Genomic DNA, 19018 nt, shown 5'->3' with positions numbered 1-19018 from the left:
TTCTAATTTATAAGATGAATATACCATCAAATTTAAAATACACCAAAGATCACGAATGGGTGAAAATAGAAGGTGATACAGCTACGATTGGCATTACGGATTTTGCACAAGCAGAACTTGGGGATATCGTTTATGTTGAAGTTGAATCGGTTGATGAAACCTTAGATATCGAAGAGGTATTTGGCACTGTTGAAGCTGTCAAGACAGTTTCCGATTTGTTTTTGCCATTATCTGGTGAAATTGTTGAATTCAACGAAAGTTTAGAGGACGATCCAGAAAAAGTGAATACAGATCCTTATGGAGATGGTTGGATGATTAAAGTAAAATTTTCTGATGCTTCAGAAATAGATAACCTTTTATCTGCCGATGATTATAAAGCTCTTATCAACGCTTAAAAAGTGGGCCTTACCCTTAGTGGTTGTCTACACGATTGCTTTATCTGTAGGAAGTCTTATCAAATTAAATGATATCCCAAGTATTGGTTCTTCATTCGATGATAAAATTTACCATTTTATTGCTTACTTTTTATTTACAATATTAGGCTATAACTATTGTAAGGTAAACAAATTGAATAATCCTGTACTAATTTCAGCAGTGGTAATCATTATTTATGGCATTATTATTGAGGTAATGCAATATGTGATGACAACGTATAGATCACTAGATGCATATGATGTTTTAGCAAATTCATTAGGAGCTGCATTTGCAGCTTTAATCTTAATTTACAGGAATAAACTAAAGTTAAAATAAAATAATAGCTTGCTTTTTTAACAAAAAATTGGTTAATTTAGCATTCAGAAAACCTTTTAAGCACATGGAACCTAAAAAAAATATTAAATCAGATGTTAGCAGAAACAGTTCGCTGTATTTTGCTGTCGGTATGGCTTTAATGATGGCATTAACTTACATTACCATTAATTACAAGTCATATGAAAAAGAGGCTATAGATATAGGTCAGTTAGATTTGGAAGATCTTGAAGAAGAAGATATTCCAATTACTGATCAAAAAATAATTCCACCACCACCACCACCTCCACCACCAGTTGTGCCAGAGGAAATTGAAATCGTGGAAGATGAGAAAGAAATTGAAGAGACTGTAATTGAGTCTACTGAAACTGATCAACAAGAAGAAATTGTTGAGGTTGAAGAAATTGAAGTAGCTGAAGTCGAAGAGGACATCGATGTGCCTTTCAACGTTATTGAAAATGTTCCAATTTTCCCAGGTTGTGAAAACGAAAAAGGAAACGAGGCTAAAAAGCAATGTATGTCTGATAATATCACTAAATTTGTAGGTAAGAAATTTAATACAGAATTAGCTGGTGATTTAGGTTTATCAGGAAGACAACGTATTAATGTGATATTTAAAATTGATAAAACTGGAAACATTGTTGGAATTCAAGCAAGAGCTCCTCACCCAGGTTTAGAAAAAGAAGCTAAACGTGTTATTGGTTTATTGCCTAGAATGAAACCAGGTAAGCAAAGAGGTAAGCCAGTTAATGTGCCTTATTCTTTACCAATTTTATTTCAAGTACAAGACTAGTTATAGTATATTATAAAATTATAAAATTTCAAAATCCCATCTAAATTAATTAGATGGGATTTTTACTTTGGTATGCTTATTGTGATTTTATCATAATATTAACATTATAAATCAAATATTATGAAAGATTTTAAAAAATCGCACGATATTGCTGGTCAGAGCAATAAAGAAGTGCAAAAATCACAAAAGCACGATGCAAATTTACAAAAAAACTCGTCGTTGTATTTTCAAATCGGACTCATTCTTTGCCTACTGGGCACTTACGCTTTGTTTGAGATGAAGTTTGAAAATAAAGTTTACGAGGATGATTATGTATTAGCCGACTTTGAGGATAAACCGTTTTTTTCACCAACTATTGTTATTGAACCAAATGCTCCAAAAGTTGTTGAAGTTAAAAAGACTAAACAAATTCGCATTACTAAGGATCCAATTATCGTAGATGACAAAACCCCAATTATAGAAAGTATTGACGTTACAACCGATCCTCCAACGGTAGATCAACCCGTACATCCAACTAAGGTAAAAGATCCGGTAAAACCTGAACCATCCATTGAGGGACCTGTTTACCTTGATAAAGTAGAAATCGTACCAGTATATCCAGGTTGTGAAAAAATGAATTCAAATAATGATCGCATTAAATGTATGAACGAGAAAATAACTAAGCTGGTACAACGTAAGTTTGATGTGGACTTGGCTAGTGAGTTAGGGTTATCTGGTACACAGCGAATTAATGTTCAGTTTAAGATTGACCAAAATGGTAATGTTACTGAAATCTTAACTAGAGCGCCACACCCGAGCCTTGAGAAAGAAGCAGAACGTGTCACGAATAAGATTCCTCAAATGACACCAGGTTTGCAAAGAAAGAAGCCAGTATCGGTAATTTACAATTTACCAATCGTATTTAAGGTAAATTAGAGTAATCTATTTTCCGAATAAAAAATGAAAGCGGTCATGAACTATAATGGTTTTGAGACCGCTTTTTAATTGGCTAAACGTATCCCATCTATTTTCAAAAAAATAGTATCTTTCGGCAACTAATACGATGCAATTGCTCTATGAAGAATAGCTTCTTATTCCTTTTTTTATGTTTAGGTTTTTTGTTGTCTGCTCAAGAGATTTCAAATTTTGAGAAATCACCAATATTTCCAGGTTGTGAGTCAAAACCGATAGATGAATTAAAGACGTGTTTCAATACTAAAATGAACACTTTTATTTTTGAGGAATTTAAAGTTCCGCAGGTAGCAATAGATAGTAATTACAAAGGAGAGGTCAATGTGCTTTTTGAAGTTGGCAAAGATGGCGAAATATCAATAATTTACGTTGATGCTGTTTATGACGAGCTCAAAATAGAGACTCAACGTGTTTTTGATTCCTTGCCAAAAGCAAAGGCAGGCTCATACAATGGTAAACCCATATTTTTTCAATACTCTCTGGGTATAAAAATACCTTTGGTTAATCCTTCGGAAATTCAAACCCAAGAAGTCATCAACAATAAAATTGATATTAAGGCTCTAACGGAAGAGGATTTAAATACAGATGTGAGTTCAGAATATGAAAATGTAAACGATAGCATCGTCAAATACACAAAAAAAGAATATAGTAGCCAGTTAAATATCCCATTCACACATAATTATTATGCAAGGTTCGATCAGCAAATGAATGGTCTGGGTACAAATAGCCATACAGCTGCAAAACCATTTACCTATGACGAAGTTTCAACCTATTATGATTTTAAGGCAGAAAAAGAAGCCTTAATTAAGGGAAGTGACAGTTGGTGGTCAAAAAAATTATGGAATGAGCATCTCGTTGAGGTCCAGGGAAAAGACTATTGGTTTACGGTAGATCCTATTTTTGATTTACAAGTTGGAAAGGATACCGAAGCAGATTTTAATACAACCTACAATAACACAAGAGGTATTTTTATACAAGCAGGATTGGGGAAAAATTTCAATTTTTCTACATCTATCTATGAGAGTCAAGGTAGATTTGCGCAATATTTCAATCAATATGCTGAAAGCTTGCAAGCCGAAGGTGGCGAACCAATTGTACCGGGAAGAGGATTGTCTAAGCGTTTTAAAAATGGCGGATTTGATTACCCAGTTGCAGAAGCCTACTTATCATACACACCAGCTAAGTTTTTAAACATCCAATTTGGTCATGGTAAAAACTTTATTGGTGATGGTTACCGCTCACTATTGCAAAGCGATGCCACAAGTCCATATCCTTTTTTGAAATTGAACACCAAATTCTGGAAAATTAAATACACCAATACGTGGATGTGGTTAAGAGATGTAAGAGCAGAAGTTACAGAGGATGGTGCATTTTTAACCAAATATATGGCAAACCACTATTTAAGCTGGAATGTTTCAAAACGGTTAAACGTAGGTTTGTTTGAGTCTGTGCTTTGGGCAAACGACAATGATCGAGGTTTTGATATCAATTACTTAAACCCGGTGATTTTTTACAGAGCCATAGAATTCTCTACAGGTCAAGATGCAGGTAATGCAATCTTGGGAGCTTCAGCAAAATATAAATGGAATAATAAAGTCAATATTTACGGTCAATTTATTTTAGATGAATTTGCCATTAATGATATTACAGCAGGTAATAAAAGCTGGAGAAATAAATTTGGTTACCAAGTAGGTTTCAAATATTTTGATGCATTTAAAATTGATAATCTATTACTTCAGTTAGAATATAATAGAGTTCGTCCTTACACGTATTCTCACAATTCCATTATATTAAATTACGCACACAATAACCAACCTATGGCACATCTTTGGGGAGCTAATTTTAGTGAAGCCATTGCCATTGGTCGATACAATTACAAACGATGGTTTGCAGATGCCAAATTTATCTTCGGAAAGCGAGGCTTTGATTTCAATGAAGGCGAGGATTTTGCAAACTACGGAAGCAATATTTTCCGAAGCGAGGTCAACCGAAACGCAAATACAGGAGTTACCGTAGGACAAGGAAACACAACAAATGTCTTTCAAGCAGATTTAGGTGGTGGTTACATCATTAACACTGCAACCAATTTAAGACTCTTTACAAATATTACGTTTAGAAATTATAACCCACAAGCCAATACAGCAGCAGCTTTAAATACAAGCACAGCTTGGTTTACCGTTGGCGTTAGAACAGATTTGTTTAACTGGTATAATGATTTTTAATTATAAAGTTAAATTAAGTTTATACCTTTAAAGAAAAATCCAAATATGAAATATTCTAAAATTTTTTCAATATTATTTTTTTGCTCTGCAGTATGTTTTTACAGTTGCGATGACAAGAATAAAAATTCAAAAAAAGAAACTGTGGAGACTGTAAATGTTCCAGATACAAAAGAAGAGAAAGCTCCCACTGCAAAACTTAAGGAGCCAGCTCAAAACGCAGATGGTGTTTGGCACTACACTTGCAAAATTGGATGTTCTGGTGGTGCAGGAACCGCTACAAAATGCAAAACATGCGGAAGTTTTTTAGCACACAATACCGAATATCACGCTAAATCCAGTAGTTCATCTACAGCTGCACCCTTTGCAAATCCATCGTCAGCAAAAACTCCAGAGCCGGCTCAAAATGCTGCAGGAGTATGGCATTACACATGTAAAAATGGTCATGCAGGTGGAGCAGGATCTGCTGTGGCTTGCAATACTTGCAGTACAACTTTAACTCATAATTCAGCCTATCATTAATAGGTGGTGAAGGTGTTGGGGAGAAATAAAGATTACCATATTTTAGTTGGTCAAACTCAAATAAAAAGTACGCCTTATCTTTTCAGAATTAATAAAACCAGTTCCATAATCTAAATCATCGTACATTTTAGTTAATGCTTCGTTTTTAGCGACGTCATCTTCGGTTTTGCCTGCTTTTATTTCTTCGGAAATGTTTGTTTTTAAATACTCGAGCATTTTTAAAAAGGATTGATATTCATCTTTATTGGATAAACTCCCATGACCTGGTATGACTTTGGTATCTTCATCAATAAATTGAAGACCGAGCTTTACAGCATTGATATAGCCATCAACACTTCCGCCAGAATCTAAATCTATATAAGGATAGCGACCTTTAAAATAGGTGTCTCCTGTATGAAGAACGTTGCTCTTTGTAAAATAAAGAAGTACGTCACCATCGGTATGTGCATTATCTGCATGAAATACTCCAATTTTCTCTCCGTTGATATATAAGCAAAGCTCATCGTTAAAGGTGATGATTGGCAAGGCTGCTTTAGCTTCCGAAGTGCCATCACGCTTTGGAGTTGTTTCTAAACGTTGTCTCACATTATCGTGGGCAATTATAGTTGCGCCAAGTTGTTGCATATTTTCGTTGCCACCCGTGTGGTCGCCATGGTGATGCGTATTGGCCAAAAATTTAATGTCTTTGTCGCTTAGGGCCTTTATTGCTGTATGAATTTTTTCTGTAAGCGGAGCAAATTGGTCGTCAATCATAAAAACGCCATCTTCTCCAATGGAAACTCCAATATTTCCGCCTGCGCCCAATAGCATATATACGTGGTCTGAAACTTTTACGGTTTCGATTGTGACATCGTCAAAGCGTTGTGCGCTGGCGAAATTTCCGAAGAGAAAAAAGAGGATACTTGTTAAAACAAATACATATTTCATGTGAGATCAGTTTTTAAAAGAGTCTCATAAAGATAATCAAACTTACAATGCGTTTAATTAATTAAGTTTTGAATTGTTCAAAACCTTTTTTAAAAGTATCTTTGCAAACGCAATAAAATCTCTCATATTGAGCACTGTAAAATCATCTGTGAACGACATGTCTTTAATTTCCGATTTTAAGGAAATTACAAAAATGAGGCTGTCTATAAGTGTCGTTTTTTCTGCACTTGCAGGTTACTTGCTTGGAGCAGTTCAAGTTGATTTTTACACTTTGTTATTATTGGCTTTTGGCGGTTATTTTATGGTTGGCGCATCTAATGCATTTAACCAGATCATTGAGAAAGATTTGGATGTATTGATGGATCGTACAAGAAACCGACCGGTTCCCGCAGGTAGAATGAGTGTGAAATCTGCATTTATTATCGCTACTGTTTTTACGGTTTTAGGGCTTATGGTTCTTTATGTTATTAATGAAAGGACTGCTATGTATGGTGCAATTTCAATTTTTATTTATACCTGCGCTTATACGCCTCTAAAAACAAAAACCCCTTTAGCTGTGTTTGTTGGTGCCATACCGGGAGCCATCCCATTTATGTTAGGTTGGGTTGCTGCAAGAAATGATTTTGGTATAGAGGCTGGAACTTTGTTTGCCTTACAGTTTTTTTGGCAATTTCCGCACTTTTGGGCTATTGGCTGGTTTTTGTATGAAGATTATGAAAAAGGAGGTTTCTATATGTTACCAACCAGAAAAAGAGATAAAGGTACAGCTGTACAAACTATTATGTATACGATTTGGACGATTCTCATCTCCATTGTTCCCGTTTTTGGAGTAACAGGTGATTTGAAGCTTTCTATAGTAGCAGCAATTATTGTCTTTTTATTAGGCATGGTAATGTTGTATTATGCTTTTGAATTATTTAAAAAGAGAACTGCAAAGTCAGCAAAGCAGTTAATGCTTTCAAGTGTATTATATATTACTTTAATACAAATTGTTTACGTTGCAGATAAATTTATAAGATAGAATGGATTTAACAGAAGGAACATTAAAAGAAAAAACCAATAGAGCTAAGAGCATGATGCTTTGGTTTGGGATTGGTTCTCTCATCATGTCTTTTGCTGGGTTGACCAGTGCGGTTTTGGTGAGTAGAAAACGCGAAGATTGGATGCATGATTTTGAAATGCCAAGTGCTTTCTTTATTAGTTGTGCATTGATTCTTGTAAGTAGTTTAACTTTCATTTTAGCTAAAAGAGCATTAAAAAAGAACAAGAGGAGTTTAACGACAGCAATGTTGCTTACAACTTTTGGCTTAGGTGTCGCTTTTATTTTGAGCCAGTTTGAAGGTTTTAAACAAATTGTAGATTCTGGGTATTATTTAACAGGAGAGACGTCTAATGTAACAATGAGTTTTATTTATGTTATTGCTGCAGTTCATATTTTGCATGTAGTAGCTGGTCTTTTGTCTTTATTGGTCGTAATTTATAATCATTTTAAACAAAAATATTCACCAACAGAAATGCTTGGTATGGAACTCTCTGCTACCTTTTGGCATTTTGTAGATATACTGTGGTTATTCTTGTTTTTATTTTTGACATATTTGGTTTAATTTTTTAATCATTTTAATAGGCGTAAAGGTGTGATTTAGGCTAGTAAAGAAGTATGTTTCTAATTTTTAGAAAAGGATGTTTTTTTAGATAGATAAAATCATTATTTTTGTGCAACTTTTAACAACTAAATGCTTTATATGGATACTACAGTAGCAAATACTGGAACAGAGGGCAAAGTTTGGGGTGGCGGAAGAGCTCCACTTCAATCAAGTTATGGCAAAATGATGATGTGGTTCTTTATCGTGTCTGATGCCTTAACGTTTTCTGGATTTTTAGCAGCTTATGGCTTTTCAAGATTTAAATATATTGGGTCTTGGCCAATAGCAGATGAGGTGTTTACACACGTACCGTTTTTTCATGGGAATTATCCAATGATTTATGTTGCGTTTATGACATTCGTACTTATTATGTCTTCTGTAACTATGGTTTTGGCTGTAGATGCAGGTCATCATATGAATAAAACAAAAGTAACTTGGTATATGTTCTTGACCATTATTGGTGGTTTGATATTCGTTGGCTCTCAAGCTTGGGAATGGGGAACATTCATTAAAGGAGATTATGGAGCAGTACAAACTCAAGGAGGTAATATTCTTCAGTTTGTTGATAAAGACGGTCATAGAGTTGCAGTTAGTGATATTGCGTTACACGGGGAAAGTGAACGTGTAGCACATGAGAATAAAAACGGACTTTGGTTTGTAGATGAAGGAACACTTCCAGAATTCACTGTTGACGAAGTATATAATGGTTTAATCGCAAACCCAGATGTTGTTATAAGAACCCAAATAATTAACGAAGAAGGAGAAAAGACAGTATTGTCTAGAGAAGAATCTTTAAGCAAACTTAAAAAAGAAGGTAGATTGGTAGTTCATGGTGCTAACTTAAAAGTTAACGAATATGGAACTTCGCTATTTGCAGATTTCTTCTTCTTTATAACTGGTTTTCACGGTTTTCACGTATTCTCTGGAGTTGTAATTAATATTATTATTTTCTTCAATGTAATTCTTGGTACTTATGAAAGACGAGGAAGCTACGAAATGGTTGAAAAAGTTGGATTATATTGGCACTTTGTCGATTTAGTATGGGTATTTGTATTTACATTCTTCTACCTAGTATAATCAAGAATAAAATTTAAAAAATGGCACACGAGCATAAATTAGAAATATTTAGAGGAACTTTAAAGTTTAAATCTAACACCCAAAAAATTTGGGGTGTTTTAATTTTCTTGACACTTGTAACAGCAGTAGAAGTTGTTCTTGGTATTTATAAGCCAGAATTCTTAATGCATAACTGGATGACCCCTTTTGAAGGTGGCTTTTTTGCAACACTTGGTAACATTTTATTGTCACCATTCATATATATGAAACCATTAAACTTGATATTTATCTTTTTAACAATTGTTAAGGCATATTATATCACTTGGGATTTCATGCACATGAGAGATGAAACTAGTGCCTTAAGACGCATGGTAGTTTGGACAGGCGTATTCTTGATCTGTTATTTGATTTTTATCTTATTACAAGAAGGAGGTTATATAGAAAGCGTATATTCTAATGGTTATATAAAAAGAGATTTTTAACATACCATTATCATTATAAAGTATAGTAAAAGACGGTTTTTTAAACCGTCTTTTTTTATTTTTGCACTATGGATAAAAGCAACATAAAACGTAACCTTGTATTAGGCATATTATTCTTTTTGCCTGTCGCATTTTTGTTGATGTTGTATCCATCAACTCACAATTACGACCCTTTAGAAGTCGTTGATGATAGCGTGACCGATCTAGAATTGTTTTTATCAAATTCTGAAACCGATGTTCTTCTCAAAGATCATATAACCATTCTTGGTTTCCTCGGAAATGAGCCCACAAACCACGTCATCGCTGCTTCAAACCTAAAAGAACTCGTTTACGACAAGTTTAAAGGCTTCAAAAAATTTCAAATTGTTATTATACTGCCAAAAGGAAATGAAGCCAATGCAGATGCGCTTCAAAAAAAAATCAATAATTACGATGATATGCGTTTTTGGCATTACGTTTTTGGAGAACCAAATGATATCAAAAAGGTTTTTAATAGCTTAAAATCGGAAGAATCCTTAACCAATGATCTATTTACAGACCACATTTTCATCATAGATAAAGATTTAAAACAGCGCGGAAGATTAGACGATCGTAGCGACAAAGAAAAAGAACGAAAGGAAGCGATTTATCCATTGTATTCCTACGACTGTATTGAAATAGATGAAATGAAAAATAAAATGAGTGATGACTTACGCATTTTATTTACCGAATACAGGCAAAAACGAAAAGGCGATTTTGATTCTTCAACCAGACGTGCAGACGAGTTAAACGCTAAAGATAAATAAAACGTTATGAGCACTAAAAAAACAAACTATTCTTACATAGGTATTGCTTTTATTCTTTTAGTCTTCGGAATTATTTTTATTCCTAAAATAGTAGATAGAATAAAAGGTAATGATATCACAAGAGATGAGAGCAGATCAAAAAATGTTTCAACAACTGCAGATGGTTTTGTTTCAGATTTGATGTTTTTAGAAATAAATGGAGAGCCAAAAAAAGTACCGCCATTCTCATTCTTAGACCAAAATGGTGATACTATAACCAACCAAGATTATGCAGGTAAAGTCTATGTTGTCGAGTTTTTCTTCACCACATGCCCTACAATTTGTCCAAGAATGAACCGCAATCTAGTACAGATTCAAAACACATTTTCAGAATTTGAGGATTTTGGTGTCGCATCTTTCACAATTAATCCAGAGTATGATACGCAAGAAGTCCTTAAAACATATGCAGATAACTACGGAATCAAAAATCCTAATTGGCATTTAATGACAGGAGACCAAAAAGCAATCTATGCTTTGGCAAATGTTGGTTTTAACATTTATGCAGGAGAAAACCCAGATGTTGATGGTGGTTTTGAGCACTCCGGAAATTTTGCGCTTATTGATAAAAACGGATTTATGCGCTCCAGACAAGATAACTTCGGAAACCCTAAAATCTTCTACAAAGGCATCATAAGCGAAGAAGAAAAAATGGATGAGGATGGCGAAACCGAAGAAATAAGCATGCTTAAAGAAGATATTGCCAAACTATTAAAAGAAGATTAAGATAGTATGAATACTCGCGAAACAATTTCTGCAGAAAAAAAATATAATAAATGGATAGTCATTTTGGCAATTGTAGTACCTATTCTCGTTGCGATTTTGTCAAGAGTAAAATTACAAGATTTTGGTATTGAGGTAGAGCCCTTATCGTTTTTGCCTCCAATATATGCATTGATAAATGGATTGACTGCTGTTATTTTAATTATTGCATTTATTGCAATAAAAAACAAAAAAATAGTACTTCATGAGAATTTAATGACCACTGCGATTGGCTGTTCGGGAGTTTTTCTAATCATGTATGTTGCTTATCATATGACGAGTGACTCCACAGAGTTTGGTGGAGAAGGTGCTGTGAAATATGTATACTATTTTATTCTTTTGACGCATATCCTATTATCAATTATTATCATTCCTTTTGTTTTGATTACCTATGTAAGAGCAATTACCAATAATTTTGAGCGTCATAAAAAAATCGCAAGAATCACATTTCCGCTTTGGCTGTACGTTGCTGTAACGGGTGTTATAGTGTATTTAATGATTTCACCTTATTACGTATAATTATATGAAGCAAAAGATTGTCATTTCAATTTTCTCCATGTTTCTTTTTATAGAAACAAATGCTCAATGTGCTATGTGCAGAGCGGTTTTAGAAAGTGAAGAAGGTCAATCTACTGCAGAAGGTGTTAACGATGGGATCATGTATTTAATGACAATCCCATATTTACTTGTTGGTGGAATCGGGTTTATGATTTATTGGCAATTCTTCCGAAGTAAAAAGGAAAAGCTATAAATTATTGTCTCTAACTGTAACATTTTTGATTTCTTATCGTCTTCTATATATCAATCAAAAATCAAATTCTTAACAAATACTTGGCATAAACCGTTTTTGGTTTTTATTAGTTTTGTGAGCATTAACCATCCAGCTATGATTCAAATTAAGGATTTACATAAGTCTTATCACATGGGAAGCAACTCGCTTCACGTTCTAAAAGGTATAAATTTTGATGTAAAAGAGGGGGAATTAGTCTCTATAATGGGTTCTTCGGGATCTGGAAAATCTACTCTTCTTAATATTTTAGGAATGCTGGATGAAGCAGACGAAGGTCAGTATATACTTGATAATGTGCCTATCAAAAATCTAAACGAAAAAATAGCTGCAAAATATAGAAATGAATTTCTCGGGTTTATTTTTCAATCTTTTAACCTTATCAATTACAAATCTGCACTAGATAACGTATCAATGCCATTGTACTACAAAGGTGTTAAGCGAAAAGAACGTACCGAAAGAGCAATGCATTATCTCGAGAAAGTAGGTTTAGATAAATGGTCACATCATTTACCGAGTGAATTATCTGGTGGGCAAAAACAACGTGTAGCAATAGCACGAGCACTAGCAAGTGATCCAAAAGTATTATTAGCAGATGAGCCTACAGGCGCACTGGATACCAAAACATCTTACGAAGTTATGGATCTTATTCAAGGTATTAATGATGAGGGAAAAACAATTTTAGTCGTTACACACGAGCACGATATCGCACAAATGACCAAACGTATTGTCAACCTAAAAGATGGATTGATAATTGACGATAGTAAAGTAGAACAGGTTAGAGCGTCACAACATGTTTGATATAGAACGTTGGCAAGAAATATTTGAAACGCTTAGCAAAAATAAATTGCGAACGTTTTTAACCGGGCTTTCGGTAGCTTCCGGGATTTTTATTTTGGTTGTGCTTCTTGGTTTTAGTAAGGGAATAGAAAATGGGGTAACATCTCAGTTTGAACAGGATGCAACTAATAAGATTTCAGTTTGGACAGGGGTAACAACAAAGGGCTATAAGGGTCTAAATCCTGGTCGGTACATTCAGCTAAAAAATTCTAGTTTTGATGCTGTTGAGCAAAAGTATGATGACTATTTTGAATACCGATCTAAAGATTATATGATTTGGGGAGGAACAGTTTCTTATAATAACGAATCTGGAAACTATAGAGTACGTGGAACCTTACCAGACAATCAATTTATTGAAAATGCAGATATAGGTTCTGGACGGTTTATAAGTCAGTCAGATATAAATAGCTCCAAAAAAGTCGCAGTAATTGGTAATAAAATGAAAACCGATCTTTTTAAAGGAGAAGACCCAATTGATAAAAATATTCAAGTCTTCGGAATGAACTTTAAAGTCGTTGGTGTCTATTTTGATCCAGGTGGAGATCGTGAAGAAAGTCAGGTATATATTCCAGTTAGTACTGCTCAAAAAGTATTTAATGCTGGAGAGGATATTAGAAACATGTCATTCACAGTTAAAATGGCAGACAATTTTGATGAGGCAGTAGCAATGTCAAATGGTATTGCTACAGGAATGGAACAGCAACTTAAGGAAATCCATACGGTTGCTCCAGATGATTTAAGTGCTGTTAGAGTTAATAACACATTGGAAGAAGCCAGGAAAATTTACTCATTGATAGCAACTATACAAGGGGTATTTTGGTTTGTCGGTATTGGTACTATCATTGCGGGAATTGTGGGTGTTGGAAATATAATGCTCATCATAGTTAAGGAAAGAACAAAAGAAATTGGAATAAGAAAGGCACTTGGCGCTATGCCAATGTCTATTGTTGGTATGATTTTACAAGAAGCTGTATTTGTGACCATGTTTTCTGGATTATTTGGATTGATATTTGGGCTTGGTCTATTAGAGGCAGTTGGGCCATTAATAGATAGTGATTTTATAAAATACCCTCAAGTAGATTTTAATGTAGCATTAACAACAGTGTTTTTGCTTGTTTTTGCAGGAGCTATAGCAGGTTTTATTCCAGCTTACCGAGCAGCCAAGATAAAGCCTATTGTAGCACTAAGAGACGAATAATATGTTTAGCAGAGACCGTTGGGACGAAATATTAGAAGCATTAAATGCAAATAAGTTTAGAACTTTTTTGACAGCATTTGGTGTGTTTTGGGGAATTACAATACTTGTCCTATTGTTAGCATTAACCAACGGGCTTAAAAATGGAGTAACTGCAGATTTTGGTGATTTCGCAACCAACTCCATGTTTATGTGGACGCAAGGCACATCTAAACCATACAAAGGCTTACCAAAAGGACGTAACTTTAACTACAAAATAGGTGATGTTGCAGCTATAAAATCTGAAGTTCCAAATATCAAATATGTATCTCCAAGAAACCAGTTAGGAGGTTACAATGGAGCAAACAATGTTATAAGAGGTACTAAAACAGGTGCCTTTGAGATTTATGGTGATTATCCAGAATATATTAAACAGCAACCAATGGATATTCTTCAGGGTCGTTTTATAAGTTATTCAGATATTGAATCAAAACGTAAAATATGTATTATTGGCACTGGAGTTGAACGTGGACTTTACGATAAAGGCGAAGAGATTTTAGGAACTTACATAAAAATCAACGGTGTTAATTTTTTGGTCGTTGGTACTTTTAAAATGAGTAATAGTCAAGGTGATGGCGAACAAGATGCAAGTACAATTTATATTCCGTTTACAACATTCGGACAAGCATTTAACAGAGGCGAAAATGTAGGTTGGATGGCTATAACTGCGGAAGACGGAACAACAATTACCTCTCTAAAACAGCAAATTTTTGATCTAATGAAGTCAAGGCATAAAGTGCATCCAGATGATGAGCGAGCAATTGGTCATTTTGACTTATCAGAGCAATTTGGACGCGTGAATGGATTGTTTTCAATTTTAACGCTTGTAGGTTATTTTGTTGGAGCATTGGTGCTTATGTCTGGAATAATTGGTATTAGTAATATAATGCTAATCGTTGTGAAAGAGCGTACCAAAGAAATTGGCGTTAGACGAGCTTTAGGGGCTTCTCCTTGGATGATCAAATCTCAAATTTTACAGGAAAGTCTAATATTGACGATATTATCTGGTATGGTAGGTATCTCATTTGCAGCATTTGTAATTTGGCTAATGAATACTATTTTGGACAGCGTTGGCACTGTAGAAAATTTTGCCAACCCAAGTGTGAGTATGCAAGTCGTATTCACTGCCTTGTTAATATTAGTTTTTTCTGGAGTTTTAGCAGGATTGATTCCAGCTAATAGTGCGACCAAAATGAAGCCAGTAGATGCACTAAGAATAGAATAATAGAAATCAAAATAAATAGAAATTATATAATCATCAACCAATGAAAAGAACAAGAACTGTAATATTATTGATTTTAATCGTCGTCGTATTTGGAGGCGCATTATTTTATTTATGGCAAAAAAATCAAGAGGACCCAATAAAATATACTTCGGAAAGCCCAACCGAGCAAACCATAGTCGTAAAGACAGTAGCAACTGGTAGTATTGTTCCGAAGGAAGAAATTTTAATCAAGCCAAACATTTCTGGAGTTATTGAGGAGATATTTATTGACGCAGGAGAATATGTGAAGCAAGGTGACTTAATTGCGCAAATTAGGGTAATCCCTAATGTGTCTTCTTTAACCAGTGCAAAAAACAATATAGCCTCAAATCAAACTGCTTTTCAAACTGCAAAAATCAATTTACAAACGCAACAATCTAATTATGATAGACAAAAAGCTTTGTTTGATAAAGGTGTGATTTCAGCAAATGATTTTGAAGGTGTGAAAAATACATATTTACAGACCAAGCAAGCGGTCGAGCAGGCTAGGATCAATGTGAATTCTGCAAATCAAAATTATGATATCATAAAAACAGGTACTACGAGCGGTTTGGGTAACATTGCTCAAACGCAAGTTAGAGCTACGGTTTCTGGGATGGTTTTAGATGTGCCTGTAAAAGCTGGTAACCAAGTTATTGAAGCAAATAATTTCAATGAAGGGACATCAATAGCGTCTCTCGCAGATGTTAAAAAAATGATTTTTGAAGGGAAGGTTGATGAGAGTGAAGTAGGTAAAATAAAAGAAGGTTTACCTTTAGAAATTACCGTTGGAGCCATTGAAGATGAAAAGTTTGATGCGGTTTTAGACTACATTGCACCCAAAGGAGTAGCAGAAAACGGAGCTATTCAATTTGCAATAAAAGGAACTTTAAAACAAATAGATTCTACTTTTATTAGAGCAGGATTGAGTGCGAATGCTTCTATTATTTTAGAAAAAGCAGAAAACGTTCTTGCAATTAAAGAAGCGTTGGTTCAATATGACAAAGAAACTAAAAAACCTTATGTGGAAATTGTAACGGGTGATCAGGAATTTGAACGTAGGGATGTAGAATTAGGAATTAGTGACGGTATTTTTGTTGAGGTTAAAAGTGGAATTACTAAAGATGACAAAATCAAGGTTTGGAATCAAATTCAAGGAATTCCAAAATACGCCCAATAAAAATTTTAGGATTTAGTGTAACACTTTACAAATTTTAGATACTTATAGATTAATCATGAAAAAAATAATAAGCATAATCATTGTTTTTATAACAATAAGTTCTCAAGCTCAAACTAAGAAATGGACACTTATTGAATGTGTTCAGTACGCGTTGGAAAACAATATTTCTGTTAAACAAAGCGAACTAGACTTAGCAACTACAGATATAGATAAGCTTACTGCAATAGGTAACTTTTTACCATCATTAAATTTAGGCAGTAGTATTTCAGAAAATACAGGACTTAGTTTTAACCCGGTAACAAACAATGCACAAACCACTACATTTTTATCGGTCACTGGAAATGTAAATGTAGGGTATACTCTTTTTGACGGTTTAAGAAATGTGAGAACTTTACAACGTGCCGAAATTTCTAAATTGGCAAGCCAGTACCGTTTGGATAAAATGAAGGATGATATTTCTCTTTTTGTAGCCAATGGATATTTAACGGTTATTTTAAATAAAGCAAATCTGGAAGTTTTAAAATCTCAAAATGCGGTAACACAAGAGCAGATAGACCGAACAGAACAGTTAGTTGAAGCAGGATCTTTGCCAAGAGGCGACCTCCTTGAAATTAAAGCTATAGACGCTAGTGAGAAACAAAATATAATTAATGCTGAAAATAATATTACCATATCACTCATTAGTCTTGCGCAATTATTGTTAATTAAGGATTATGAGAATTTTGATATTGAAGATGAAGGGTACGATATTGTTGATGGTGGAATAGCAGATAAAAGTATTTCAGAAATTTTGTCTAAAGCTAAAGAGACACGCTCTGAAATTAAGATTGCAGAGCAAGATGTAGAATTGGCTAAAAAAGATTTACAGATTGCAAGAGGAGCTAATTATCCAACATTGAGAGCATTTTTTGGATATGATACGAGATATACCAATGCTACGTCGTTTATTCAGGTAACAGATCCAGATAATCCATCTGTAACGCAAGAAATTGGTGTAGTGGAGGGTACTGGTCAATCTGTAGTGGGTACATTTCCTAATACAGTTGCTCGTCAAGTTGGAGCAGATCCATTTCTTGATCAATTGTACCAAAATGATGGTATTGGTTATGGGTTAAGTTTAAACATTCCTATTTTTAATGGATTTTCAACAAAAGGAAACATTAAAAGAAGTAAGATAAATTTACAACGTAGCGAGTATCAATTAGAACAGGCAGAGTTAGATTTAGAATCAAATGTTTACCAAGCTTATGTGGATGCAAAAGGAGCTTTCAAATCTTTTGAAGCTGCAGAAATTGCTTTAGAGTCCCAGCAGTTGGCTTATGATTATGCAAAGGAACGTTATGACGTAGGGTTAACAAACGCTTTTGATTTTAGTCAATCTAAGCTTAGATTTGACAATGCTAAAATAGAAGTAAATCGTGCCAAATACGATTATATATTTAAGTTGAAGGTTCTTGAATTATATTTTGGGATACCAGCTACAGAATTAAAGTTTTAAAACATGAGTAAAAAAACTAAAATCATTCTTGCAATTGTTGTGCTTGTACTTATTGCCTTAGTTGCAGGAAAATCTATGGGATTATTCGGTAAGAAAGGAAATATTAAAGAGGTAGAATTTAAAAAGGTGACTTTAGTTGATATTGTTGAAACTGTTTCTGCAACAGGGAAAATACAACCAGAAGTTGAAGTCAAAATTTCCAGTGAAGTTTCTGGAGAAATTCTTGATCTTCCGTTTAAGGAAGGACAACAAGTAAATAAAGGAGATCTTTTAGTTCGCGTAAATCCAGATCTTATTCAGTCTGCAGTAAGTAGATCACAAGCCTCATACCAGAATGTAAGAGCAGGTTTAGAGCAAGCAGAAGCGTCTCTCAAGGAGGCAAAAGCAAATTATGATAGAAGTAAATCGTTGTTTGACAAAGGTGTTATTTCAAAATCTGAATGGGACCGAGCAATTGCTGCTTATGAAACTGCCCAGGCATCAAAAAGTTCGGCTTATTATAGTGTGCAAAGTGCAGCAGCAACCGTAAATGAAGCTAAAGACAACTTAGGCAGGACTACTATATATGCGCCAATGAGCGGGACTATTTCACTTCTCAATGTTGAATTAGGTGAGCGCGTCGTTGGTACGCAACAAATGGCAGGTACAGAAATTTTAAGAGTAGCAAATCTCAATAATATGGAAGTTGAGGTAGACGTTAACGAAAATGATATTGTAAAAGTACAAATCGGTGATTCTACCATTGTTGAGGTCGATGCTTATTTAAAAAAGGAATTTAAAGGGATTGTTACAGAAATTGCAAATTCTGCAGCAAGTACCCTTACAGCAGATCAAGTAACAAATTTTAGGGTTAAAGTAAGAATTTTAGAAGAGTCTTACCAAGATTTAATGCAAGGTAAACCAGATAGCTATTCTCCATTTAGACCAGGAATGACCGCAACAGTTGATATCATTACCAATAAAAAAAATAATTCTATTGCTGTTCCAATTAGCGCTATTGTAATTAAGACAGCGTCTGAAATGACAGATAAAAAAAGTGATGGGAAAGCAGCACTTCCCGAAGATGGAAGTTTTGGAGATGAAGAGAAATTTGAGTGTGTGTTCATTAATGATAACGGTGTAGCAAAATTAGAAAAAGTAAAAACCGGAATTCAAGATGATACAAATATTGAAATAATTTCTGGTGTAAGCGATGGTACCGAAATCATCACAGGACCTTATAATATGGTCTCAAAAACATTAAAGCCAGGCGATAAGGTTGAAGCAAAGAGCGACGTATCTAAACCTGAAAATATTTCCGAAGAATAAATAAT

The 19018-nt window shown here is 34.3% G+C and carries 21 protein-coding genes; 20 read left to right on the top strand and 1 reads right to left on the bottom strand.

Annotated features, from left to right (window positions below; genetic code table 11):
• Window positions 1–14: 14 nt before the first annotated feature.
• From gcvH to GQ40_RS11075, 6 genes are all read left to right on the top strand, one after another.
• Window positions 15–395, top strand: coding sequence for a glycine cleavage system protein GcvH (gene gcvH / locus GQ40_RS11100; RefSeq protein ID WP_047548186.1), 381 nt, complete (start codon window positions 15–17; stop codon window positions 393–395).
• A complete protein-coding gene (locus GQ40_RS11095) occupies window positions 367–750 on the top strand; it encodes a VanZ family protein (RefSeq protein ID WP_047548184.1) in 384 nt (127 codons plus the stop codon). Before gcvH ends, GQ40_RS11095 begins: the two co-directional genes overlap by 29 nt.
• A 64-nt stretch (window positions 751–814) precedes the next feature.
• On the top strand, window positions 815–1540 hold the full coding sequence (locus GQ40_RS11090) for an energy transducer TonB (protein ID WP_047548182.1): 726 nt from the start codon (window positions 815–817) through the stop codon (window positions 1538–1540).
• Window positions 1541–1660: 120 nt separating this feature from the next.
• A complete protein-coding gene (locus GQ40_RS11085; protein WP_052184232.1) occupies window positions 1661–2455 on the top strand; it encodes an energy transducer TonB in 795 nt (264 codons plus the stop codon).
• Between the two features lie 140 nt (window positions 2456–2595).
• The gene (locus tag GQ40_RS11080) at window positions 2596–4713 is read left to right on the top strand and encodes a hypothetical protein (protein ID WP_047548180.1); all 2118 of its coding nucleotides are present in this window, start codon (window positions 2596–2598) and stop codon (window positions 4711–4713) included.
• Between the two features lie 45 nt (window positions 4714–4758).
• The gene (locus tag GQ40_RS11075; RefSeq protein ID WP_047548178.1) at window positions 4759–5232 is read left to right on the top strand and encodes a hypothetical protein; all 474 of its coding nucleotides are present in this window, start codon (window positions 4759–4761) and stop codon (window positions 5230–5232) included.
• Between the two features lie 42 nt (window positions 5233–5274).
• Here GQ40_RS11075 and GQ40_RS11070 read toward each other — a convergent pair whose 3' ends face one another.
• The gene (locus GQ40_RS11070; protein WP_047548176.1) at window positions 5275–6159 is read right to left on the bottom strand and encodes an MBL fold metallo-hydrolase; all 885 of its coding nucleotides are present in this window, start codon (window positions 6157–6159) and stop codon (window positions 5275–5277) included.
• A 157-nt stretch (window positions 6160–6316) separates the two neighbouring features.
• Here GQ40_RS11070 and cyoE point away from each other — a divergent pair, with 157 nt between their 5' ends.
• The 14 genes from cyoE (at window position 6317) to GQ40_RS11000 (ending at window position 19013) form a co-directional block, all read left to right on the top strand.
• Complete coding sequence (gene cyoE / locus GQ40_RS11065; protein ID WP_052184231.1) at window positions 6317–7180, top strand: heme o synthase; 864 nt, start codon at window positions 6317–6319, stop codon at window positions 7178–7180.
• Window position 7181: 1 nt separating this feature from the next.
• Window positions 7182–7763: a heme-copper oxidase subunit III gene (locus GQ40_RS11060; protein ID WP_047548174.1), complete on the top strand. Its 582-nt coding sequence runs from the start codon at window positions 7182–7184 to the stop codon at window positions 7761–7763.
• Between the two features lie 138 nt (window positions 7764–7901).
• A complete protein-coding gene (locus GQ40_RS11055; protein WP_047548172.1) occupies window positions 7902–8879 on the top strand; it encodes a cytochrome c oxidase subunit 3 in 978 nt (325 codons plus the stop codon).
• Window positions 8880–8899: 20 nt separating this feature from the next.
• On the top strand, window positions 8900–9340 hold the full coding sequence (locus tag GQ40_RS11050) for a cytochrome C oxidase subunit IV family protein (RefSeq protein WP_047548170.1): 441 nt from the start codon (window positions 8900–8902) through the stop codon (window positions 9338–9340).
• Window positions 9341–9408: 68 nt separating this feature from the next.
• The gene (locus tag GQ40_RS11045) at window positions 9409–10125 is read left to right on the top strand and encodes a hypothetical protein (protein ID WP_047548169.1); all 717 of its coding nucleotides are present in this window, start codon (window positions 9409–9411) and stop codon (window positions 10123–10125) included.
• A gap of 6 nt (window positions 10126–10131) precedes the next feature.
• Window positions 10132–10887, top strand: a complete 756-nt coding sequence (locus GQ40_RS11040; protein ID WP_047548167.1) for an SCO family protein — start codon at window positions 10132–10134, stop codon at window positions 10885–10887.
• Between the two features lie 6 nt (window positions 10888–10893).
• A complete protein-coding gene (locus GQ40_RS11035; protein ID WP_047548165.1) occupies window positions 10894–11442 on the top strand; it encodes a DUF420 domain-containing protein in 549 nt (182 codons plus the stop codon).
• Window positions 11443–11446: 4 nt separating this feature from the next.
• On the top strand, window positions 11447–11674 hold the full coding sequence (locus tag GQ40_RS11030; protein ID WP_047548164.1) for a hypothetical protein: 228 nt from the start codon (window positions 11447–11449) through the stop codon (window positions 11672–11674).
• Window positions 11675–11809: 135 nt separating this feature from the next.
• The gene (locus GQ40_RS11025) at window positions 11810–12511 is read left to right on the top strand and encodes an ABC transporter ATP-binding protein (protein ID WP_047548161.1); all 702 of its coding nucleotides are present in this window, start codon (window positions 11810–11812) and stop codon (window positions 12509–12511) included.
• Window positions 12504–13748 carry an ABC transporter permease gene (locus GQ40_RS11020; RefSeq protein ID WP_047548159.1) on the top strand — a complete coding sequence of 415 codons (1245 nt, stop codon included), beginning with the start codon at window positions 12504–12506 and terminating at the stop codon, window positions 13746–13748. Before GQ40_RS11025 ends, GQ40_RS11020 begins: the two co-directional genes overlap by 8 nt.
• A 1-nt stretch (window position 13749) precedes the next feature.
• Complete coding sequence (locus GQ40_RS11015; RefSeq protein ID WP_047548157.1) at window positions 13750–15009, top strand: ABC transporter permease; 1260 nt, start codon at window positions 13750–13752, stop codon at window positions 15007–15009.
• A 40-nt stretch (window positions 15010–15049) separates the two neighbouring features.
• On the top strand, window positions 15050–16207 hold the full coding sequence (locus tag GQ40_RS11010; protein ID WP_047548156.1) for an efflux RND transporter periplasmic adaptor subunit: 1158 nt from the start codon (window positions 15050–15052) through the stop codon (window positions 16205–16207).
• 55 nt (window positions 16208–16262) lie between these two features.
• Window positions 16263–17705 carry a TolC family protein gene (locus GQ40_RS11005; RefSeq protein ID WP_047548154.1) on the top strand — a complete coding sequence of 481 codons (1443 nt, stop codon included), beginning with the start codon at window positions 16263–16265 and terminating at the stop codon, window positions 17703–17705.
• A 3-nt stretch (window positions 17706–17708) separates the two neighbouring features.
• Window positions 17709–19013 (top strand): efflux RND transporter periplasmic adaptor subunit, encoded by a 1305-nt coding sequence (locus GQ40_RS11000; RefSeq protein ID WP_047548151.1) that lies wholly within the window; start codon window positions 17709–17711, stop codon window positions 19011–19013.
• Window positions 19014–19018: the final 5 nt, after the last annotated feature.

Origin of the sequence: Psychroserpens sp. Hel_I_66, assembly GCF_000799465.1 — a bacterium.
Lineage (GTDB): Bacteria > Bacteroidota > Bacteroidia > Flavobacteriales > Flavobacteriaceae > Psychroserpens.
Note: the sequence above shows the minus strand (reverse complement) of the source record. Positions and strands in the feature narration are given on the sequence as shown.